This window comes from Campylobacter sp. P0085 (genome assembly GCF_002139495.1).
Lineage (GTDB): Bacteria > Campylobacterota > Campylobacteria > Campylobacterales > Campylobacteraceae > Campylobacter > Campylobacter devanensis.
This window is the reverse complement of sequence record NZ_MJKB01000002.1, coordinates 286,324-301,981: the sequence shown is the minus strand read 5'-3', so window position 1 is coordinate 301,981 and position 15,658 is coordinate 286,324. Positions and strand designations below refer to the sequence as shown.

Sequence of the window (15,658 nt, the reverse complement as noted above, 5' to 3'; positions counted from 1 at the left end):
TATCCTTATTTAACTTCTAAATTTACATTTCTAAGCAAAGTATTTGCTACTGGTGAGTATTTTAAAGCGTGGGCTATTAGGGCGTCTTGTTTAGCCTTATCAGCGTTGCTTTCTAATACCACATTTACCCTTACATCTGTAAAACCAAGTGGCTTTTGGCTTAAATCGCCAGTTCCCCAAACTGCAGTTATATTAAGGTCTCCCTCAAGCTCAACTTCAAGTTTGGTAATAACTATATTTTGAGCGATTGCGTTTGCGTGGATTCCTACTGCTATACAACTTCCAAGAGCAGCCAAAACAGCTTCGCTAGGATTTGGTGCGGTATCTTCTCCAAGTAGTGTTGGTGGCTCATCTACTATGTATGCAGGTAGATTTCTTATGTAGTTTGCGTGGCGAAACTTACCCTCTGCGACTGTGCGACATTTAAGTGTCTTGATAACATCTGGATTCTCTTTTCCAGCTTTGATTAGAGCCTCTAGACCAGCTTTGTCAATTGGATCTAGTCTAGTACATGAATTTATAGCACAATTTGCCATTTTTATCTCCTTATTAAAATATAGTAAAAAGATATATTAATCTTTTAATATGAGAATTATATCAATAAGATAGCTATTTGTCAATATAAAGTAATTTAATATATTTTTAAATTTATTAAATTTAGATTTAAATTTGATAAGTTAAATTTAATTCAAACTCCCATAAAATGGATAGATTTAAGCCAAAATTAGTATAATTGAGGTTTAAATTATTTTTTTGCGAGATTTTATGGAAGAGCTGTTTGAGAAGTTGGATTTAAGCGAGTATTTGAGTGCGTATAATGAATTTTTAGCTAGGCCTAAACCGCTTTTTATAAGTGGAGATAGCAGGGCAAATTATGAAAAAATAGAAGAAATTTCATCTCTAAATTTAAAAAGCCCAAAAGAGATATCAAATTTAGATGATGCCTTGATGAGAGTATCTAAACAAGCTGTTTTACATATCAGCGAGATATATGAATTTAGCAAGATTATAGAGTATTTTAACTACCTAAAATCGCAAAATTTCGGTGATAAAATGCGTGGATATCTAGATAAGATTGAAATTCCATCTAGTATTGATAAAATTTGTGAGTATTTTGATGAAAATGGAGAGTTTAAAGAGAGCATTGATGAGCGTTTAATATCTATAAACGAAGCTTATAAAAACAAAAAAAAGCAGATAGATGAGAGCTTAAAAAAGCTCATTTATACCAAGCATTTAAGCCCATATCTAGTCGATACTCAAATTCACTATATCAACTCAAATGAAGCTCTTTTGGTGCGTGGCGGATTTAATCACGCTTTAAAAGGCACAGTGATAGCTAGAAGTAGCGGTGGATACTTCTATGTTTTGCCTGATATTGTCAGTAAATTAAAGAGTGAACAGAGCGATCTAATTGATAAAAAAGAGGAGATTTTGTTTGAGCATGCTAAGATAATTAGCGCTATTTTTCATAAAAATTTACTATTTTTGAAATTTATAAATTCAGCTTTTGATTATATAGATAGTTTGATTGCTAGGGTGAGTTTTGCTAAGAGCAGGGATTATAACTTTGTTTTAGCTAATTCTAGCAAAGATATAATTTTGAGCGAATTTGCCCATCCAGCACTTAAAAATCCAAAGCGTATTAGCGTTGATTTTCGTGGTAAAATTCTCTTAATCACTGGGGTAAATGCCGGTGGTAAAAGTATGCTATTAAAGAGTATATTGAGTGCGGCATTACTAGCTAAATATCTACTTCCTATGAGCATAAATAGTGCTAAATCTAGCATTGGTAGCTTTAAGGAGTTTGAGGCTATAATAGAAGATCCGCAAAATTCCAAAAATGATATATCCACTTTTGCTGGTAGAATGCTAGGATTTTCTAAAATTTTAGGCAAAAAGCAGATTTTAATCGGTGTAGATGAGATAGAGCTAGGAACGGACTTTGAAGAGGCAGCTAGTCTATATAGCGTATTGCTAACTTCAATGATGAGTAGCGATATCAAAATGGTTATAACCACTCACCATAAACGACTTGCTATGCTACTAGCTAAAAATAGCGAAGTTGAGCTGATAGCCGCACTATATGATGAGCAAAACTCACGCCCTAAATATGAGTTTTTAAAAGGCATTATAGGTAAATCTTACGCCTTTGAGACTGCTAGTAGATATGGAATTCCAGCTAATCTTGTAGCAAGTGCTAAGAGCGCTTATGGCGATGATAAAGAGAATTTAAATGAGATGATATCTAAGGCTTTGAATTTAGAATTAGAGCTAAAATTAAAGCTTAAAAGCGTAGAGGAAAAAGAGCTAAAATTAGACGAGCTATTAAAGGATTTAAAAGAGGCTAAAATCAGAGCCGATGAGACGCTAAGAGCGAGATTAAGCTCATTAGAAGCTGAATTTTACAAAGCTATAAATGAGGCTAAAAGAGGGATAAATCTCAAAGATACAAAAGAGAAACAAAGAAGCCTAAATAACGCAAATTTCATAGCAAAATCTATCCAAAAGCCTACGATTTTAAGTGAGCCAATAGAGCTAAAAGTAGGCGATAGAGTTAAATATGATAAGATTAAAGGCGTGATCTTAAGCCTTAGTAAAAATGATGCTATTATAGATAGCAATGGAGTTAATTTAAGAGTGCCAATATCGCTTTTAAAGGCTACTAATCAAAGCCCATTAAATAACCAAAAAAGCGTAAATATAAGCCTATCTCGCCCAAACTCTGCTAGCGTGATGATAGATCTTCATGGGCTTAGGAGCGATGAGGCGATTGAAAAATTAGATAAATTTATCTCTGATGCCTTGATAGCGGGATTTGATGAGGTTTTAATAAAGCATGGTATCGGCACAGGCAAGCTAGCGTATGCCGTAAAAGAGTTTTTAAAATCCCATCCAAGCGTCAAAGCCTTCAAAGATGGGGCGCCAAGCGAGGGTGGATTTGGTAGTAAAGTGGTGAAATTATGATAGATAGAATTGGAGGATTTTGGAGCTGTTTTATTAAGGGGGCTTTAATGAATATTTTAAATCCATATATAATTGGCTTTTGGCTCTCTGTTAGCGGTGTGGTGATGATAGTGTGATTATTGGATTTACTGGATTAGTTATTAGTATAGTGAGTTGGGTGGTGTTTTTGTCTTTTATAGTTAGTCGCTCACGCAAATTTATAGGGGCAAAAACTCAAATGGCATTTGCATATATCTCGGCGATTTTAATGGCGGGATTTGCTATTATGCTGATATTTAATACATTTTTAAAGGGTTAAAATGGAAGTTATAGAGCTTTTAAAAGAGCTATTGAAATTTAGAAGTATCACACCAGATGATGATGGTGCTATGAATTACATCACGCTACTTATGAGCGAGTTTGATACTAAGCTTTTGGATATTAATGGGGTTAAGAATTTAATCCTTAGTAAAAAATTTGGCGATGGGGTGAATTTATGCTTTGCTGGGCATATCGATGTAGTCCCGCCGGGAGATGGATGGAGCAGTGATCCATTTGAGCCAGAGCAAAAAGATGGATATATCTATGCTAGAGGCACTCAAGATATGAAAAGTGGAGTAGCAGCGATACTACAAGCGTGTAAGGATGCTAGGGAATTTGATGGGAGTTTAACTATTATTTTGACAAGCGATGAAGAGGGTGATGGGATTTATGGAACTAAAGAGGCGTTAAAGTATCTACAAGATAATAACTCTTTACCTGATTTTGCTATTGTGGCCGAGCCTACATCTACTAATAAAATTGGTGATATGATAAAGATAGGTCGCCGTGGCTCTATCAATGGTGTTATCAAAGTTAAGGGCGTCCAAGGTCATGCGGCTTATCCATCTAAATGTATCAATCCAATCCATCAAGCAAGTGCCGTGTTGGCTAATTTTGCTGGATATGATATGGATGCTGGAAGTAGATATTTTGACCCTTCAAAGATAGTAATCACTGATATTAGAGGCGGTATGGAAGTTTGTAATGTAACGCCAAGTGAGCTTAAAATAATGTTTAATATCAGAAATTCAGACCTAACAAGCTATGAAGATGTTAAGCAATATTGCGAGCATATATTTAATGGGCTTGATTATGAGCTAACTCTTAAGGAGGGTTCAAAGCCATTTTTAACAGATGCAAATTCTAAAATTGTTACGAATTTGATAGATAGCATTAATAGAATTTGCGGGGTTAGGCCTGAGCTTAGCACGACTGGTGGGACAAGTGATGCTAGGTATTTTGCGGCTTTTGGGGTGCCTGTGGTGGAATTTGGTGTGGTAAATGATAGAATTCACGCTGTTGATGAGAGAGTAAGCATAGATGAAGTAGAGAAGCTTTATGAGGTTTTTAGCGATTTGATACGCTATTTTAAATAAATTTATAATTTCATTTTTTAAGATTTTTTTGGCTAAAATTATGAGAAATTCAAAAAGGATATATCATTAAAAGATTGGCTGTAGCTTTTAGCGGAGCTAGTGGAAGTGGCAAGACAACGCTCATATCTAAGGTGGCAAAAGAGCTTATATCTCGTGGATTTAAGGTTGTGATAACAAAGCACGATCCAGGTGATAAGGCAAAATTTGATTATCCTGGCAAGGATAGCTATATATATAGTAGTATCGGCGTAGATGTCGCAGTATTAAGCCCAAATAGAACATCAATTTTTTTACAAAGTGGGCTATTTGGTGGTAAAGATAGGATAAGCTCACAATCACACAGAGATAAAAATGAGAAATTTGAGCCAAATTTGGATAATTTTGATAGTGAGCTAGAGATTTTAGCGGCTCATTTTGGTGAGTTTGATTATTTGATAATTGAGGGCTTAAAGAGCTTAAAACTTCCTAGAATTACTATATTTAGAGATGAGGTTATAGATGATTTTATCCCATTTAGTGATGCTTTTGCTAGTAATGTTGAGTTTGATGCTTGTGGGGATAAATTTGGTCTTGAAGATATAGATGGAATTATAAAATGGATAGATAAAAACGCAAAAAAGGTGTAAAATGAAAGAGATTATAAAAGCAGTTGAAGAGATCGCTATAGAGATTAGCGAACTACTAAAATATGGTGATTTTAGCTATGCTCAAAGCTCAAATTCCACAGGTGATACTCAATTAAAGCTTGATATTTTAAGTGATGAGATAATAGAAAATAGATTGAAAAAACTTAGCAATATCAAGGCTATAATTAGTGAAGAAAAAGAGTCTATTTTAGAGATAAACTCAAATGCAGATTATATCATAGCTTATGATCCACTTGATGGTAGTAGCTTGGTGGATGTGAATTTCGCTGTTGGATCGATATTTGGGATTTATAAAGGCTCTTTGGATGCTAGGAGTTTAGTAGGGGCGATTTATGTAGTTTATGGCCCAAGGCTTGAGATGGTAGTGTGCGATGATAGCGTGAGATTATTTAGGTTAAATAGAGATAATGAGTTTAAATTCATTAAAAATTTAGAGCTAAAAGATAAAGGCAAGATAAATGCCACAGGTGGCACACAAAAAGGCTGGAGCGACTCTCATAGAGCTATGATAAAATCGCTATTTGATGATGGCTATAGGCTTAGATATAGTGGCGCTATGGTAAGCGATCTTCATCAAGTTTTACTAAAAGGCGGTGGGTTATTTAGCTATCCAGCCACGCTTGATGCACCAAATGGCAAGCTTAGGGTTGCTTTTGAGGTTTTACCATTTGCCTATATATATGAAAAGGCCGGTGGTGCCACAACTGATGGGGTAAATGATAGCTTATTAGATATCAAAATTGAAAAGACTCACCAAACTACGCCTTGTTATTTTGGGTCTAAATTTGAGATTGATAGAGTCAAAAATGGCTGAAATTACCGAATTTAGCGCTATTGATGAGCTAGAATCCAAAAAGATAGCGCTAAAAAATTGTATCGCTCAAAACTCATCTGGAGATAGCTGTTCAAAGTGCCAACGAGTCTTTGGCTGTGATAGGATTAAGGAGTTTGTAATTTTACAATTTGATATTGCCACAGCTATGCTCAAAGATTGCCAAAAGGCAAATAATCTAAGTAGTTGTATGAATTGTGATAGAATTTTTGAGTGCGATATAAGGGAAAATTATGTCAAATCCACATATGAAAAGATGAATGAAGGCCGTGGCGGTCAATTTGATTTTTAATAAATTTAAAGGAAAATGATGAAAAAATTTATAACCACACCAATATATTATGTCAATGATATTCCGCATATTGGACACGCTTATACTACAATAATCTGCGATACCTTGGCTAGATTTTATCGCTTAAGGGGCGATGATGTTTTTTTTCTTACAGGTACAGATGAGCATGGCCAAAAGATAGAAGAGGCAGCTAAGGCTAGAGGCAAAAGCCCAAAAGAGTACGCAGATGAGATAAGTGCGAAATTCAAAGCCTTATGGGATGAGTTTGGTATAAGCTATGATCACTTCATACGCACAACTGATGAGTATCATAAGGTAACTAGCCAAAATGTCTTTACTAAAATGCTTAAAAATGGAGATATCTATAAGGGCGAGTATGAGGGTAGCTATTGTGTGAGTTGTGAGAGCTTTTTTGCTGCTAATCAGCTAATAGATGATGAATGCTGTCCTGATTGTGGTAAAAAGACTAGGTTGGTAAAAGAGGAGAGTTACTTTTTTGCTCTATCAAAATACCAAGATAGATTGTTAAAATGGTATGAAAATGACAAATGCGTCCTACCAAAAGGCAAGAAAAATGAGGTTATAAGCTTTGTAAAAGGCGGTCTAAAAGATCTATCTATCACTAGAACCAGCTTTGAGTGGGGGATTAAACTACCAAAAGAGCTAAATGAGCCAAAACATGTGATGTATGTATGGCTAGATGCGCTAGTTAATTATCTCTCAGCCTTAGGATACACCAGAGATGAAGAGAGAATGGAGTATTGGAATAACACCTTACATATAGTTGGTAAGGATATTTTGCGTTTTCATGCGGTCTATTGGCCGGCATTTTTGATGAGTCTTGATTTGCCTTTACCTGTAAGCGTAGCAGCGCATGGATGGTGGACTAGAGATGGGGTTAAGATGAGCAAGAGCCTTGGCAATGTGGTAAATCCAAAAGAGGTGGCCGATGCTTATGGATTAGAGGCGTTTAGATATTTTCTATTAAGAGAGGTGCCATTTGGTCAAGATGGGGATTTTTCACAAAGAGCCTTGATAGATCGTATAAATAGTGAATTGAGCAATGATTTAGGAAATTTACTAAGTAGAATAGTGGGTATGAGTTCAAAATACTCAGCTAATATAATTAATTCAAATAATGTAAAAGAGTTTTATTCTAGTGAGCTTGAAGCTTCAAAAATACATATAGACCAAGCACTTGCTAGTTTAGAAGATATCGCTCCAAATAGATATTTAGAGGAGCTTTGGAAGGTTTTAAATATAGCAAATGCCACTATCGCTAAATATGAGCCTTGGAATTTGGTAAAGAATAATAAATTTGATGAAGCAAATGCCTTGGTGGCATTGGTGGCAAATCTTTTGGCTAGGGTTGCTATTTTATTAAGTCCAGCTATGCCACAAACTGCTCAAAAAATAGCCGATACTTTGGAATTTGAAGTTAATACAAATAGCTATAATGAGCTAATAATAAACTCAAATTTAATCAACTTCAAAGCCAACGCCACAACTCCTCTATTTGCCAAGATAGAACACGAGCTGATGGCACCAGCACCGGTGGCTAAGATTGATGAGATTAAATCAAAAGATGAAGAGATCAAAATTGATGATTTTAAAAAGTGTGTTATAAAGGTAGGAACTATCTTAGAATGCGATAATATCGAAGGTAGCGATAAATTACTTAAATTTAAAATTGATTTAGGCGAAGAGAAGCCAAGACAGATTATCAGTGGTATAGCTAAGTATTATGAGCCAAAAAGCCTAATAGGCAAACAAGTTTGCGTCTTAGCTAATTTAAAACCAGCTAAGATATTTAAGCATTTAAGCGAAGGCATGATTCTTAGCGCTGAAGATGGGAGCCTAACGCTTCTAGGCACTCACGCAAGTGTAAAAAATGGAGCAATTGTAGGATAGATGAGAATAGAAAACCTAACCACGCTATTAAATGGCGAATTAAAAAATAGCCCAAAAATCAGTATGATAAATGGATTTTGTCTAGATCCAAATTTGGTTAAAGTTGGTATGGCTTATTTTGCTCTAAATGCGACGATAGAAGACGCATTGCTTGCTATCAAAAGTGGAGCTTATGCTATTATCACTGATTTGAGCTTAAATAGCAAAGATGATGAAATAGCAATAATCAAAGTTGATAGTGTGGTTATGGCAATGATAAGATTGATGAGATTTCTCTCAGCACAAAAAGAGCTAAATTTCATCCATCTTACAAAGTTACAAAGCTCGATTTTGGAGTGTTTATATCTACCTAGATCGATGTGTCTATTTAGCTGTGATATTAGTAAAGCTTTTATGCAGATACTTGAGGCAGAAAACGATATGGTAGTTTTAAGCTATGATGAGGCGATGATTGATAGACTTAGCTTTTCTCATGCAAGTTTAAGCGATGATAGTCTAAGCGATTTACATTATGAGCTTATGGATAATGGATCGCTTTTTTACACTACGATTTTATTTAAAAATAATTACTATAGTGAGCTTAAATTTCCTAATATTTTTATAAAAGATTTAGTTTGTGTGATGAGGTTTTTTGATGAGTATGGTGTGGGATTTAAGGTTCATAGTTTTGATAAATTTAGCCATTTTAAGGCGATTTTTGTTGATAAATTTTTTGTGATTAAAGAATTTGGCCAAAGTCATAGAGCGATAATTTGCGAAAGCGATGAAGAGCTTTTTAAGCTAGAGGCTACGCTTTTAAGGCAGAAATTTAGTGATATTATTATCTGTGCTAGGGCTAGTAGTAGTGTAGCGTTTATGGCTGATTTTGTATATAATGATATAGAAGATATAAAAAAGCTTGATGAGTTTAGATATGCTTTAGTTTTTGAAAATTATGAAGATGTAGAGGCTGTGTTGGCTCAAAGCATAGATGAGCCAACACTATTTTAATATAGTTATTTTTTATTAAATTTAACTTTTAACTCCATAATTCTCTCATTTAATAGAGTATTTAAAATATCTATAACAGATTTGCTTGCACTCTCAGCCGCATTTAGTTGTTTATAAATTTTATCTAAACACCCATTTGTCTTGCCGTGTTCTACCATTATTTTGTGTGCGTTGGCGATATTTTCATGAACATCTTTATGAACTGGTTCTAATTTAGCATAGTGTTGATATTTGCTAAATAGCTCTTTGCCGCGTCCTGTTTCATACCATTTGCCAAGACGACAACTATGGTAATCGGCAAATTTTTCATTTAAGTTTTCATCAAAAATCGCCTTATAACCTTTAACTTTAAATAATAGGTGATCTAATTTAACAAGGCTGATAAATATAGTAGAAAGTGCCTTTTGAGAGTTGAAATTAATTGTATTGGATAGTTCATGAACATCATTCATTGTCTCATTACGACTAGCTAAAGAGCGCATATGCTCGACTACATCATCAGTAGCAGATTGCATTTTAGCAAAATTTTGTTGAACTATTGCCATATTCATCTCAATCTCTTTTGTAGCCTTTTGAGTTCTCTCAGCTAAGTTTCTAACCTCATCAGCTACTACGGCAAAGCCTCTACCATGTTCTCCAGCACGTGCTGCTTCTATAGCAGCATTTAAGGCTAGTAAATTTGTCTGATCAGATATATCAATGATTAGCGAAATTACACCAGAGATAGATACAAAATCTTTTTGCACTTGCTCTACTGTCTCATGAAAATCTTGCAATCTATCCTCCATATGGCTTAACTCATCTAGAAGCATATCTTGAATTTTTATAGTATTTTTTTGATTTTTAGTTGATAGTTCTTGAGTATCATTTAGCAGTGTAATAGAGTCGCTAAATTCACTTTGGAGTAGATTTAAATTTGATACACAGCTATTTGCCATACTCATTGTAATATTATGAAATGCTTCATAGTAGTTAGATTTTGGGTTTTCTTGGAGTGCTTTTATCTGTTCTTTTAGTTCTTCATTGGTTTTTAGGAGTTCTTGGTTTTGTATTCGTAGTCGCTCAAGCTCATCGTTTAAAGATATGGGGGGGTAGTAGCGCTTTTTTAGTGAAGAATTTGAACATTTTTTATCCTTTTTATATTTTTTCTTAATAAATTATGAATTAATTTTACATAAATTTGGTTAATATATTCTATTTTATTATAAAAGATATGATAAAATGAGAATTTTAAATTTAAACTAAGGAGAAGAGTATGAATATTCCAGTACTTGACCTAAGTGAGTTAGATAGTAATCAAGAAAAATTTATAGCAGATTTAAAGGGAGCATTTACTACTTTTGGGACTTGTTATTTGATAAATCATGGTATCGATTTAGATCTTTGCAAAGAGCTTCAAAGGCTTAGCAAGGAGTTTTTTGCTCTAAGTTTAGAACAAAAAGAGCAAATTTCGATGCTTAAATCGCCACAATTTCGTGGTTATTCAAAAGAGGGTGGTGAATACACAGCTGGTAGCAAGGATTATAGAGAGCAAATCGACGCTGGAAGTGATAAAGAGGCTTTAAATTGGGATGAAAACTCGCCTATTTGGATGAGAATTCAAGGCCCAAATTTATTTCCTAAAGAGATTCCAGAGCTTAAAACTGTTTTTAATGAGTGGTTTGAACAAACAAGCACAGCGACTTTAAAACTTCTAAAAGGATTTGCTATAGCTCTTGAGTTGCCACAAGACTCTTTTGATAAACTTTATGGAAAAAACTCATACGCTCATGCTAAATTATTACGCTATTCGCCAGCATTTGATGGCAATACTCAAGGTGTTGGATCGCATAAAGATGGCGGTTTAATAACATTTGTTTTACAAGATAAAGAGTCGGGATTACAAGGGTTATTAAATGGCGAGTGGATTGATGTGCCGCCAATGGAAGGCTCTGTGGTGGTAAATATCGGTGAGTTTTTAGAGCTTGCTACAAATGGCTATTTAAAGGCTACTATCCATAGAGTAAATTTAACTCCTAATGAGAGATTTTCTATAGCGTATTTTTTGGGTGTTCAGCTTGATAAGGATATACCGATTTTAGAACTGCCAGAGCACCTTAAAAAAGAGAGTACCGGAGTAGATACAGACCCTAAAAATCCACTACTTAGAAATGTTGCAGAAAATTATTTTAAAAGAATGATTAGATCTCATCCAGATGTAGCTAAAAAGTATCATAGCGATCTAATTGAGAGATTTAGTTTTTAAATTTGAATTTATATAAAAATTAAAGCATATCTGATTTAGATATGCTTTATTTAGATTTATTGAGCGATCGGTTTTAGATTTTGCTTTTGGTTATCTGTTAAATCGCTAATTAGTTTGATAGATACATTGTTGCTTTTATTTTCTATATTTGGATTTTTAGATATATCTAGTGTCCACATTGCACCTGTGAGCGGATCTACAACTAGCCAACCTATAAGACCACCAAATACTAAATTACCAGCTAAGTATATTCCATTTGCTCTACTATCAATAGTAAATTCAATATCTTTATACCCCTCTTTGCTTACTAAAACTTTATAAGATTTACCAGAAAAATAGCCATTATATTTTTTTAGGTCTATCTCTAATGGGGTTTTGGTATCTATCACTACTTTATTTGTAGTTAAATCAGTAATGATTATTTTAGCTTCATTTGGGTCTGAAGTGATATCAAAATGATCATAACCACCTTGACCAAAAATCGTAGCACATCCACTTAGCATTGCTGCTAAACCCAATCCTAAAAGAAAATTCTTAAACATCAAAACTCCTTAAAAATTATAATAAAACTGCAATTATATATATATTAATTTTTTAATAAATTTATTGATTTAATGCAAATTTTAAATCATCTGGAATAGAATATAGTGTCTCTTTATTTAGCGTTACTGCTACTTGAGTTGTGTTTGCTTTAGCTATTGTGAGTTCATCTTTAGATAATAGTGTATATTTAAATTTTAAAGTTATATCGCACTCTATTACTGAGATTTCAACTATAAAGTATTCATTAAAGTATATAGGATTTATATATTTTAAATCCATTTTTACAATAGGTAGAGTAAAGCCATTATCTTGCATTTTAATATAGTTATAACCAATCTCATCAAGTAGCTTACATCTAGCCATCTCTAGATATTTTACATAGTTTCCATGCCACATTATCCCCATAGGATCAGTATCAAAAAATTCAGCTTTAAATTCATATCTTCGTTTTAACATCTTGATTCCAATAATTGTAAAAATTAAACCATAATTGCGGATTTTCTATAACTCTTTTTTGGAGTGAATTTATATATAATTGCATTAGCTTTGTTGTGTTTGATATTTTATCTTACTTTTTGGTGTTTTATACCATTTAACTCTTTTTTGGAGTGAACGTGGATTCATATCAATAAATATTGGTGTGAGTATTTTTGCTCCATGAATTGCTATATAAAATGGTGCTTTATGAAAACTTATACTATCTTTTGTGCGTGTACCTTCAGGAAATATAAGCAAGCTATCGCCTGATTTTAGTACGCTTAAGCTTTTGTTTAAAAGCTCTTCATCTTCGCTATTTACGATATAGTTAGCAGCTTTAATAGCAGGACTTAGAAATATATTTTTAGCTAGGTCGCTTTTTACTACGCAGTTTATACGACGCACCTTGGAGAGGATAAAGACAACATCTAAAAGAGATGGATGGTTGGCTATAATTATTTGGCTAGGTTTTCCAAGGCGACTATAGTCTTTAAATTCATAATCTAAATAGCCTAAAATTTTTGTACAAAATATAAAAAATTTCCATGCTAAATAGACTAAATCTCTAGCAATATTTTCAAAGAATTTAATCCTATTTAACCTAATGGCAATTAATGGTAAAAAAATAATATTTCCAATCAAACAGATAAATCCAAACCAAGAAAATAAAAATCCAACAAGCAAAATTCTAATTACTATCATTTAAAGTCCAGCTCCATCTAAGAGTAGAATCTATATTCCAATTAGAGCATAAATTATTATTTAACGCTTTTAATAGGCTAAATGCACTTGTGTAAATTTGCAAATTTTTTGGTTGATTTTGATTAAACTCAAGTGAGCAAATTCGTCCAGCATTTTTATCTAAAAGCAAGCCTAAGGCATAAGCAGTAGGATATATAAAATCGTCTTTTAATGTTTTAAGCAGATTTACGCACTGCTTGCTTTCACCACTAAAAGAGATAAATGTTAAAGGCAAATGAGATTAATAGGCAGTTTTTGATTTTTGAATTTGTATTTAGCCTAGTTAGATTAATTTTGGGCAACTCTTTATCATATATTCCATCATAATAGTGTGGTGGTAGCTGGCTTTGATTGTTTTGTAGGCTTTGATTTATAATATTAGCACAGATTAGAGCTTCTAATGCACCAGCAGCACCAAGCGTATGCCCCATTAGCCCCTTTGTGCTGCTACATGAAGTATTAGGAAATATATCATTGATTAAATTTGCCTCCATCATCTATTACTTTGCTTATGGGGTTTTAGGTGATAATTTTAGTAGTTCTAAGCTATTGTAGTTTTATAGAACTGCTAAAGAAAATGCTAAACAAAAATGATTGGAATTTTGTTGATTTTAGCATTTGGTAGTTATAGCATATTTAAGCTTATTATTGTCATTATTTTTAGCTTTTTATGTGGGCTTAGTGGTGGATTTTAATATTTGATGAGATAACACTTTTTTTGGATTTATTTTAGCTAGTACTATTGGGGTGGATTATGTGCTGTTTGCTAGTAATTTAAATTTGGCTTTGCGTGAGAGATATTTTGGTATTATTTTGGCTAGTTTAACTAGTATTATATCTTTTGGAATGCTTGGTTTTAGTAATACTTATGCAGTGTTTAGTTTTGGAGTTAGTACGGCTTTGTGTATGTTTTTGTTAGCATATTTTGCTCTTTTGTATGCTACTTATAATAGCAAGATTAAGTAATGAAAATTTGGTATCTTAAATTTGTTTTAGATAAATTTGAGTGATATACCTCATTAAGCCATAGCGATAATTGTGCTATTTTGGCTATTAGCACTACTAGGGTAGGGGTAGATTTAGAGTTGATAAAAGATAGAAATTTTAGCGCTCATATAGATTTTTGTTTTAGTAAAGAACAAAGATTAAGGGTTGCTAACTCTAAAAATCAACTGATTGAATTTTATAAAATTTGGACATTAAAAGAGGCTAGGGTAAAGCTTTTAAATTTAGGATTTTATGCGCTTGATATGGCTAGCGATGAGAGTTTGGGAGCTTTTGGAGAGATTGTAAAATGTAGCGATAAAAGCTTTATTTATAGTGTTGCAATATTTTAAAATTTTTAAATTTATTGGTAAATTTAAAAAAGAAGAGATTAAAATCTCTCCAAAATATCATAATTTGTATTTCGTTTAGCTGGAAATTCGCCAATATCTTTGATAAGCTCTATCATTTGGGCTTGACTCATTCTATAGCTAGCACCTGCTGCTTTTACAACATTTTCTTCCATCATTGTACTACCAAGATCATTTGCGCCAAATTTAAGGGCTAATTGTCCTATATATGAGCCTTGTGTAACCCAGCTACTTTGAATATTTTTAAAGTTATCTAAAAATAGTCGTGATACAGCTAGTAGGCGTAGATACCTATTTGGTGATTGCTTTTTAATGTGGGGATGCTCGGCAATGAGCTTAGTATTAGCTGATTGAAAACTCCATAAAATAAACGCTCTAAAGCCACCAGTCTCATCTTGAAGAGTACGGATTTTATCTAAATGTTCTACAATCTCTTCATCGCTCTCAACTGTACCAAACATCATTGTTGCTGTACTTTTTAGACCAATTTTATGAGCCTTTTGATGCACCTCTAGCCAGGTGCTGCTAGAGCATTTTTTAGGTGAAATGATATCACGAACTCTATCGCTTAAAATTTCAGCTCCAGCTCCTGGAATACTGTATAATCCAGCATTTTTTAATCTTAAAAGAACCTCTGGAATCGAAATTTTAGAGACTCTTGCGATATAATCTATCTCTACAGCTGAGAAACCGTGAATATCAATATTTGGATATTTTGTAGCAATGTGAGAGACTAGCTCTTCATACCATTGTATTTTTAATTTTGGATGGACGCCACCTTGAAATAAAATTTGAGTCCCACCAATTGCAATTAATTCATCTATTTTGCGATCGATTTCATCAAAGCTTAGTAGATAAGCATTCTCTTCATTAACATGTTTATAAAAGGCACAAAATTTACAATCAACCCAGCAGGTATTGGTGTAGTTAATATTTCTATCGACAATGAATGTTGTAATTTTTTCAGGGTGTAGCTGTAATTTTTTAGCACTGGCTAACTCTCCAAGCTCTCTTAAATCTCCATTTTTGATAAGGTCTAGAGCCTCATCAACACTTAATCTACTCACTTAATTTCCTTAAAATTTTTGTAGCGTATTGTATCAAAAACTGGCAAAATTCAAGCTTATTAAAATTGTAAAGAGAGCGTAATTAAAGAAAATCAAAACTTCTCTTGTTGTCTCATTAATGCTATTTACTGTATTTTATTATTTTTTTATTTGTAAATATGTATTATTGCACTTTAAATTAAAGTGGTTAAATA

General features: G+C 33.3%; 19 protein-coding genes and 1 pseudogene. 11 read left to right on the top strand and 9 right to left on the bottom strand.

The features are described 5' to 3' along the window. Positions 1 to 5: 5 nt before the first annotated feature. A complete protein-coding gene (locus tag CIGNP85_RS03415) occupies positions 6 to 536 on the bottom strand; it encodes an OsmC family protein (protein ID WP_086286988.1) in 531 nt (176 codons plus the stop codon). Between the two features lie 229 nt (positions 537 to 765). Between CIGNP85_RS03415 and CIGNP85_RS03410 the strand changes: the two genes are divergently transcribed. The 8 genes from CIGNP85_RS03410 to CIGNP85_RS03375 all read left to right on the top strand — a co-directional run bounded on the left by CIGNP85_RS03410 (position 766) and on the right by CIGNP85_RS03375 (position 9,036). Beyond that, positions 766 to 2,967 (top strand): endonuclease MutS2, encoded by a 2,202-nt coding sequence (locus CIGNP85_RS03410; protein WP_086286987.1) that lies wholly within the window; start codon positions 766 to 768, stop codon positions 2,965 to 2,967. A gap of 112 nt (positions 2,968 to 3,079) precedes the next feature. Then, positions 3,080 to 3,265 (top strand): hypothetical protein, encoded by a 186-nt coding sequence (locus CIGNP85_RS03405; RefSeq protein WP_086286985.1) that lies wholly within the window; start codon positions 3,080 to 3,082, stop codon positions 3,263 to 3,265. Position 3,266: 1 nt separating this feature from the next. Continuing rightward, positions 3,267 to 4,364, top strand: a complete 1,098-nt coding sequence (gene dapE, locus CIGNP85_RS03400; RefSeq protein WP_086286983.1) for a succinyl-diaminopimelate desuccinylase — start codon at positions 3,267 to 3,269, stop codon at positions 4,362 to 4,364. A gap of 65 nt (positions 4,365 to 4,429) precedes the next feature. Next, complete coding sequence (locus tag CIGNP85_RS03395; RefSeq protein WP_086229128.1) at positions 4,430 to 4,990, top strand: molybdopterin-guanine dinucleotide biosynthesis protein B; 561 nt, start codon at positions 4,430 to 4,432, stop codon at positions 4,988 to 4,990. 1 nt (position 4,991) lies between these two features. Beyond that, entirely contained in the window at positions 4,992 to 5,825 is an 834-nt protein-coding gene (locus CIGNP85_RS03390; protein WP_086286981.1) for a class 1 fructose-bisphosphatase, read from the top strand. Next, positions 5,818 to 6,135: a hypothetical protein gene (locus CIGNP85_RS03385; RefSeq protein ID WP_086286979.1), complete on the top strand. Its 318-nt coding sequence runs from the start codon at positions 5,818 to 5,820 to the stop codon at positions 6,133 to 6,135. The genes CIGNP85_RS03390 and CIGNP85_RS03385 overlap by 8 nt, the downstream gene beginning before the upstream one ends. Positions 6,136 to 6,153: 18 nt before the next feature. Next, positions 6,154 to 8,046, top strand: a complete 1,893-nt coding sequence (gene metG, locus CIGNP85_RS03380) for a methionine--tRNA ligase (protein WP_086286977.1) — start codon at positions 6,154 to 6,156, stop codon at positions 8,044 to 8,046. Next, the gene (locus CIGNP85_RS03375) at positions 8,047 to 9,036 is read left to right on the top strand and encodes a hypothetical protein (protein ID WP_086286975.1); all 990 of its coding nucleotides are present in this window, start codon (positions 8,047 to 8,049) and stop codon (positions 9,034 to 9,036) included. A 5-nt stretch (positions 9,037 to 9,041) separates the two neighbouring features. Here the strand turns inward: CIGNP85_RS03375 and CIGNP85_RS08510 are convergent, their stop codons facing one another. After that, positions 9,042 to 9,488: a CZB domain-containing protein gene (locus tag CIGNP85_RS08510; protein WP_236845588.1), complete on the bottom strand. Its 447-nt coding sequence runs from the start codon at positions 9,486 to 9,488 to the stop codon at positions 9,042 to 9,044. 30 nt (positions 9,489 to 9,518) lie between these two features. Continuing rightward, a pseudogene (locus tag CIGNP85_RS08505) lies at positions 9,519 to 9,824 on the bottom strand (methyl-accepting chemotaxis protein); the annotation flags it as partial. Between the two features lie 467 nt (positions 9,825 to 10,291). Here CIGNP85_RS08505 and CIGNP85_RS03365 point away from each other — a divergent pair. Beyond that, positions 10,292 to 11,281 carry an isopenicillin N synthase family dioxygenase gene (locus tag CIGNP85_RS03365; protein ID WP_086286970.1) on the top strand — a complete coding sequence of 330 codons (990 nt, stop codon included), beginning with the start codon at positions 10,292 to 10,294 and terminating at the stop codon, positions 11,279 to 11,281. Positions 11,282 to 11,337: 56 nt separating this feature from the next. Here the strand turns inward: CIGNP85_RS03365 and CIGNP85_RS03360 are convergent, their stop codons facing one another. The 5 genes from CIGNP85_RS03360 to CIGNP85_RS03340 all read right to left on the bottom strand — a co-directional run bounded on the left by CIGNP85_RS03360 (position 11,338) and on the right by CIGNP85_RS03340 (position 13,539). Next, positions 11,338 to 11,823 carry a hypothetical protein gene (locus CIGNP85_RS03360; RefSeq protein ID WP_179187360.1) on the bottom strand — a complete coding sequence of 162 codons (486 nt, stop codon included), beginning with the start codon at positions 11,821 to 11,823 and terminating at the stop codon, positions 11,338 to 11,340. A gap of 61 nt (positions 11,824 to 11,884) precedes the next feature. Continuing rightward, positions 11,885 to 12,280 carry an acyl-CoA thioesterase gene (locus CIGNP85_RS03355; protein WP_086224259.1) on the bottom strand — a complete coding sequence of 132 codons (396 nt, stop codon included), beginning with the start codon at positions 12,278 to 12,280 and terminating at the stop codon, positions 11,885 to 11,887. 84 nt (positions 12,281 to 12,364) lie between these two features. Continuing rightward, a complete protein-coding gene (locus CIGNP85_RS03350; protein ID WP_086286968.1) occupies positions 12,365 to 13,003 on the bottom strand; it encodes a lysophospholipid acyltransferase family protein in 639 nt (212 codons plus the stop codon). After that, entirely contained in the window at positions 12,990 to 13,277 is a 288-nt protein-coding gene (locus CIGNP85_RS03345; RefSeq protein ID WP_086241211.1) for a hypothetical protein, read from the bottom strand. The genes CIGNP85_RS03350 and CIGNP85_RS03345 overlap by 14 nt, the downstream gene beginning before the upstream one ends. Beyond that, positions 13,252 to 13,539, bottom strand: a complete 288-nt coding sequence (locus tag CIGNP85_RS03340; RefSeq protein WP_086286966.1) for a hypothetical protein — start codon at positions 13,537 to 13,539, stop codon at positions 13,252 to 13,254. The genes CIGNP85_RS03345 and CIGNP85_RS03340 overlap by 26 nt, the downstream gene beginning before the upstream one ends. A gap of 259 nt (positions 13,540 to 13,798) precedes the next feature. On the opposite strand from CIGNP85_RS03340, the gene CIGNP85_RS03335 reads away from it, so the two are divergent. Both CIGNP85_RS03335 and CIGNP85_RS03330 read left to right on the top strand, forming a co-directional pair. Further along, on the top strand, positions 13,799 to 14,008 hold the full coding sequence (locus tag CIGNP85_RS03335; protein WP_086241213.1) for a hypothetical protein: 210 nt from the start codon (positions 13,799 to 13,801) through the stop codon (positions 14,006 to 14,008). Positions 14,009 to 14,088: 80 nt separating this feature from the next. Continuing rightward, positions 14,089 to 14,379, top strand: coding sequence for a 4'-phosphopantetheinyl transferase superfamily protein (locus CIGNP85_RS03330; protein ID WP_179187359.1), 291 nt, complete (start codon positions 14,089 to 14,091; stop codon positions 14,377 to 14,379). Positions 14,380 to 14,417: 38 nt separating this feature from the next. Here the strand turns inward: CIGNP85_RS03330 and CIGNP85_RS03325 are convergent, their stop codons facing one another. Beyond that, complete coding sequence (locus CIGNP85_RS03325; protein WP_086286958.1) at positions 14,418 to 15,464, bottom strand: dehypoxanthine futalosine cyclase; 1,047 nt, start codon at positions 15,462 to 15,464, stop codon at positions 14,418 to 14,420. Positions 15,465 to 15,658 lie beyond the last annotated feature (194 nt).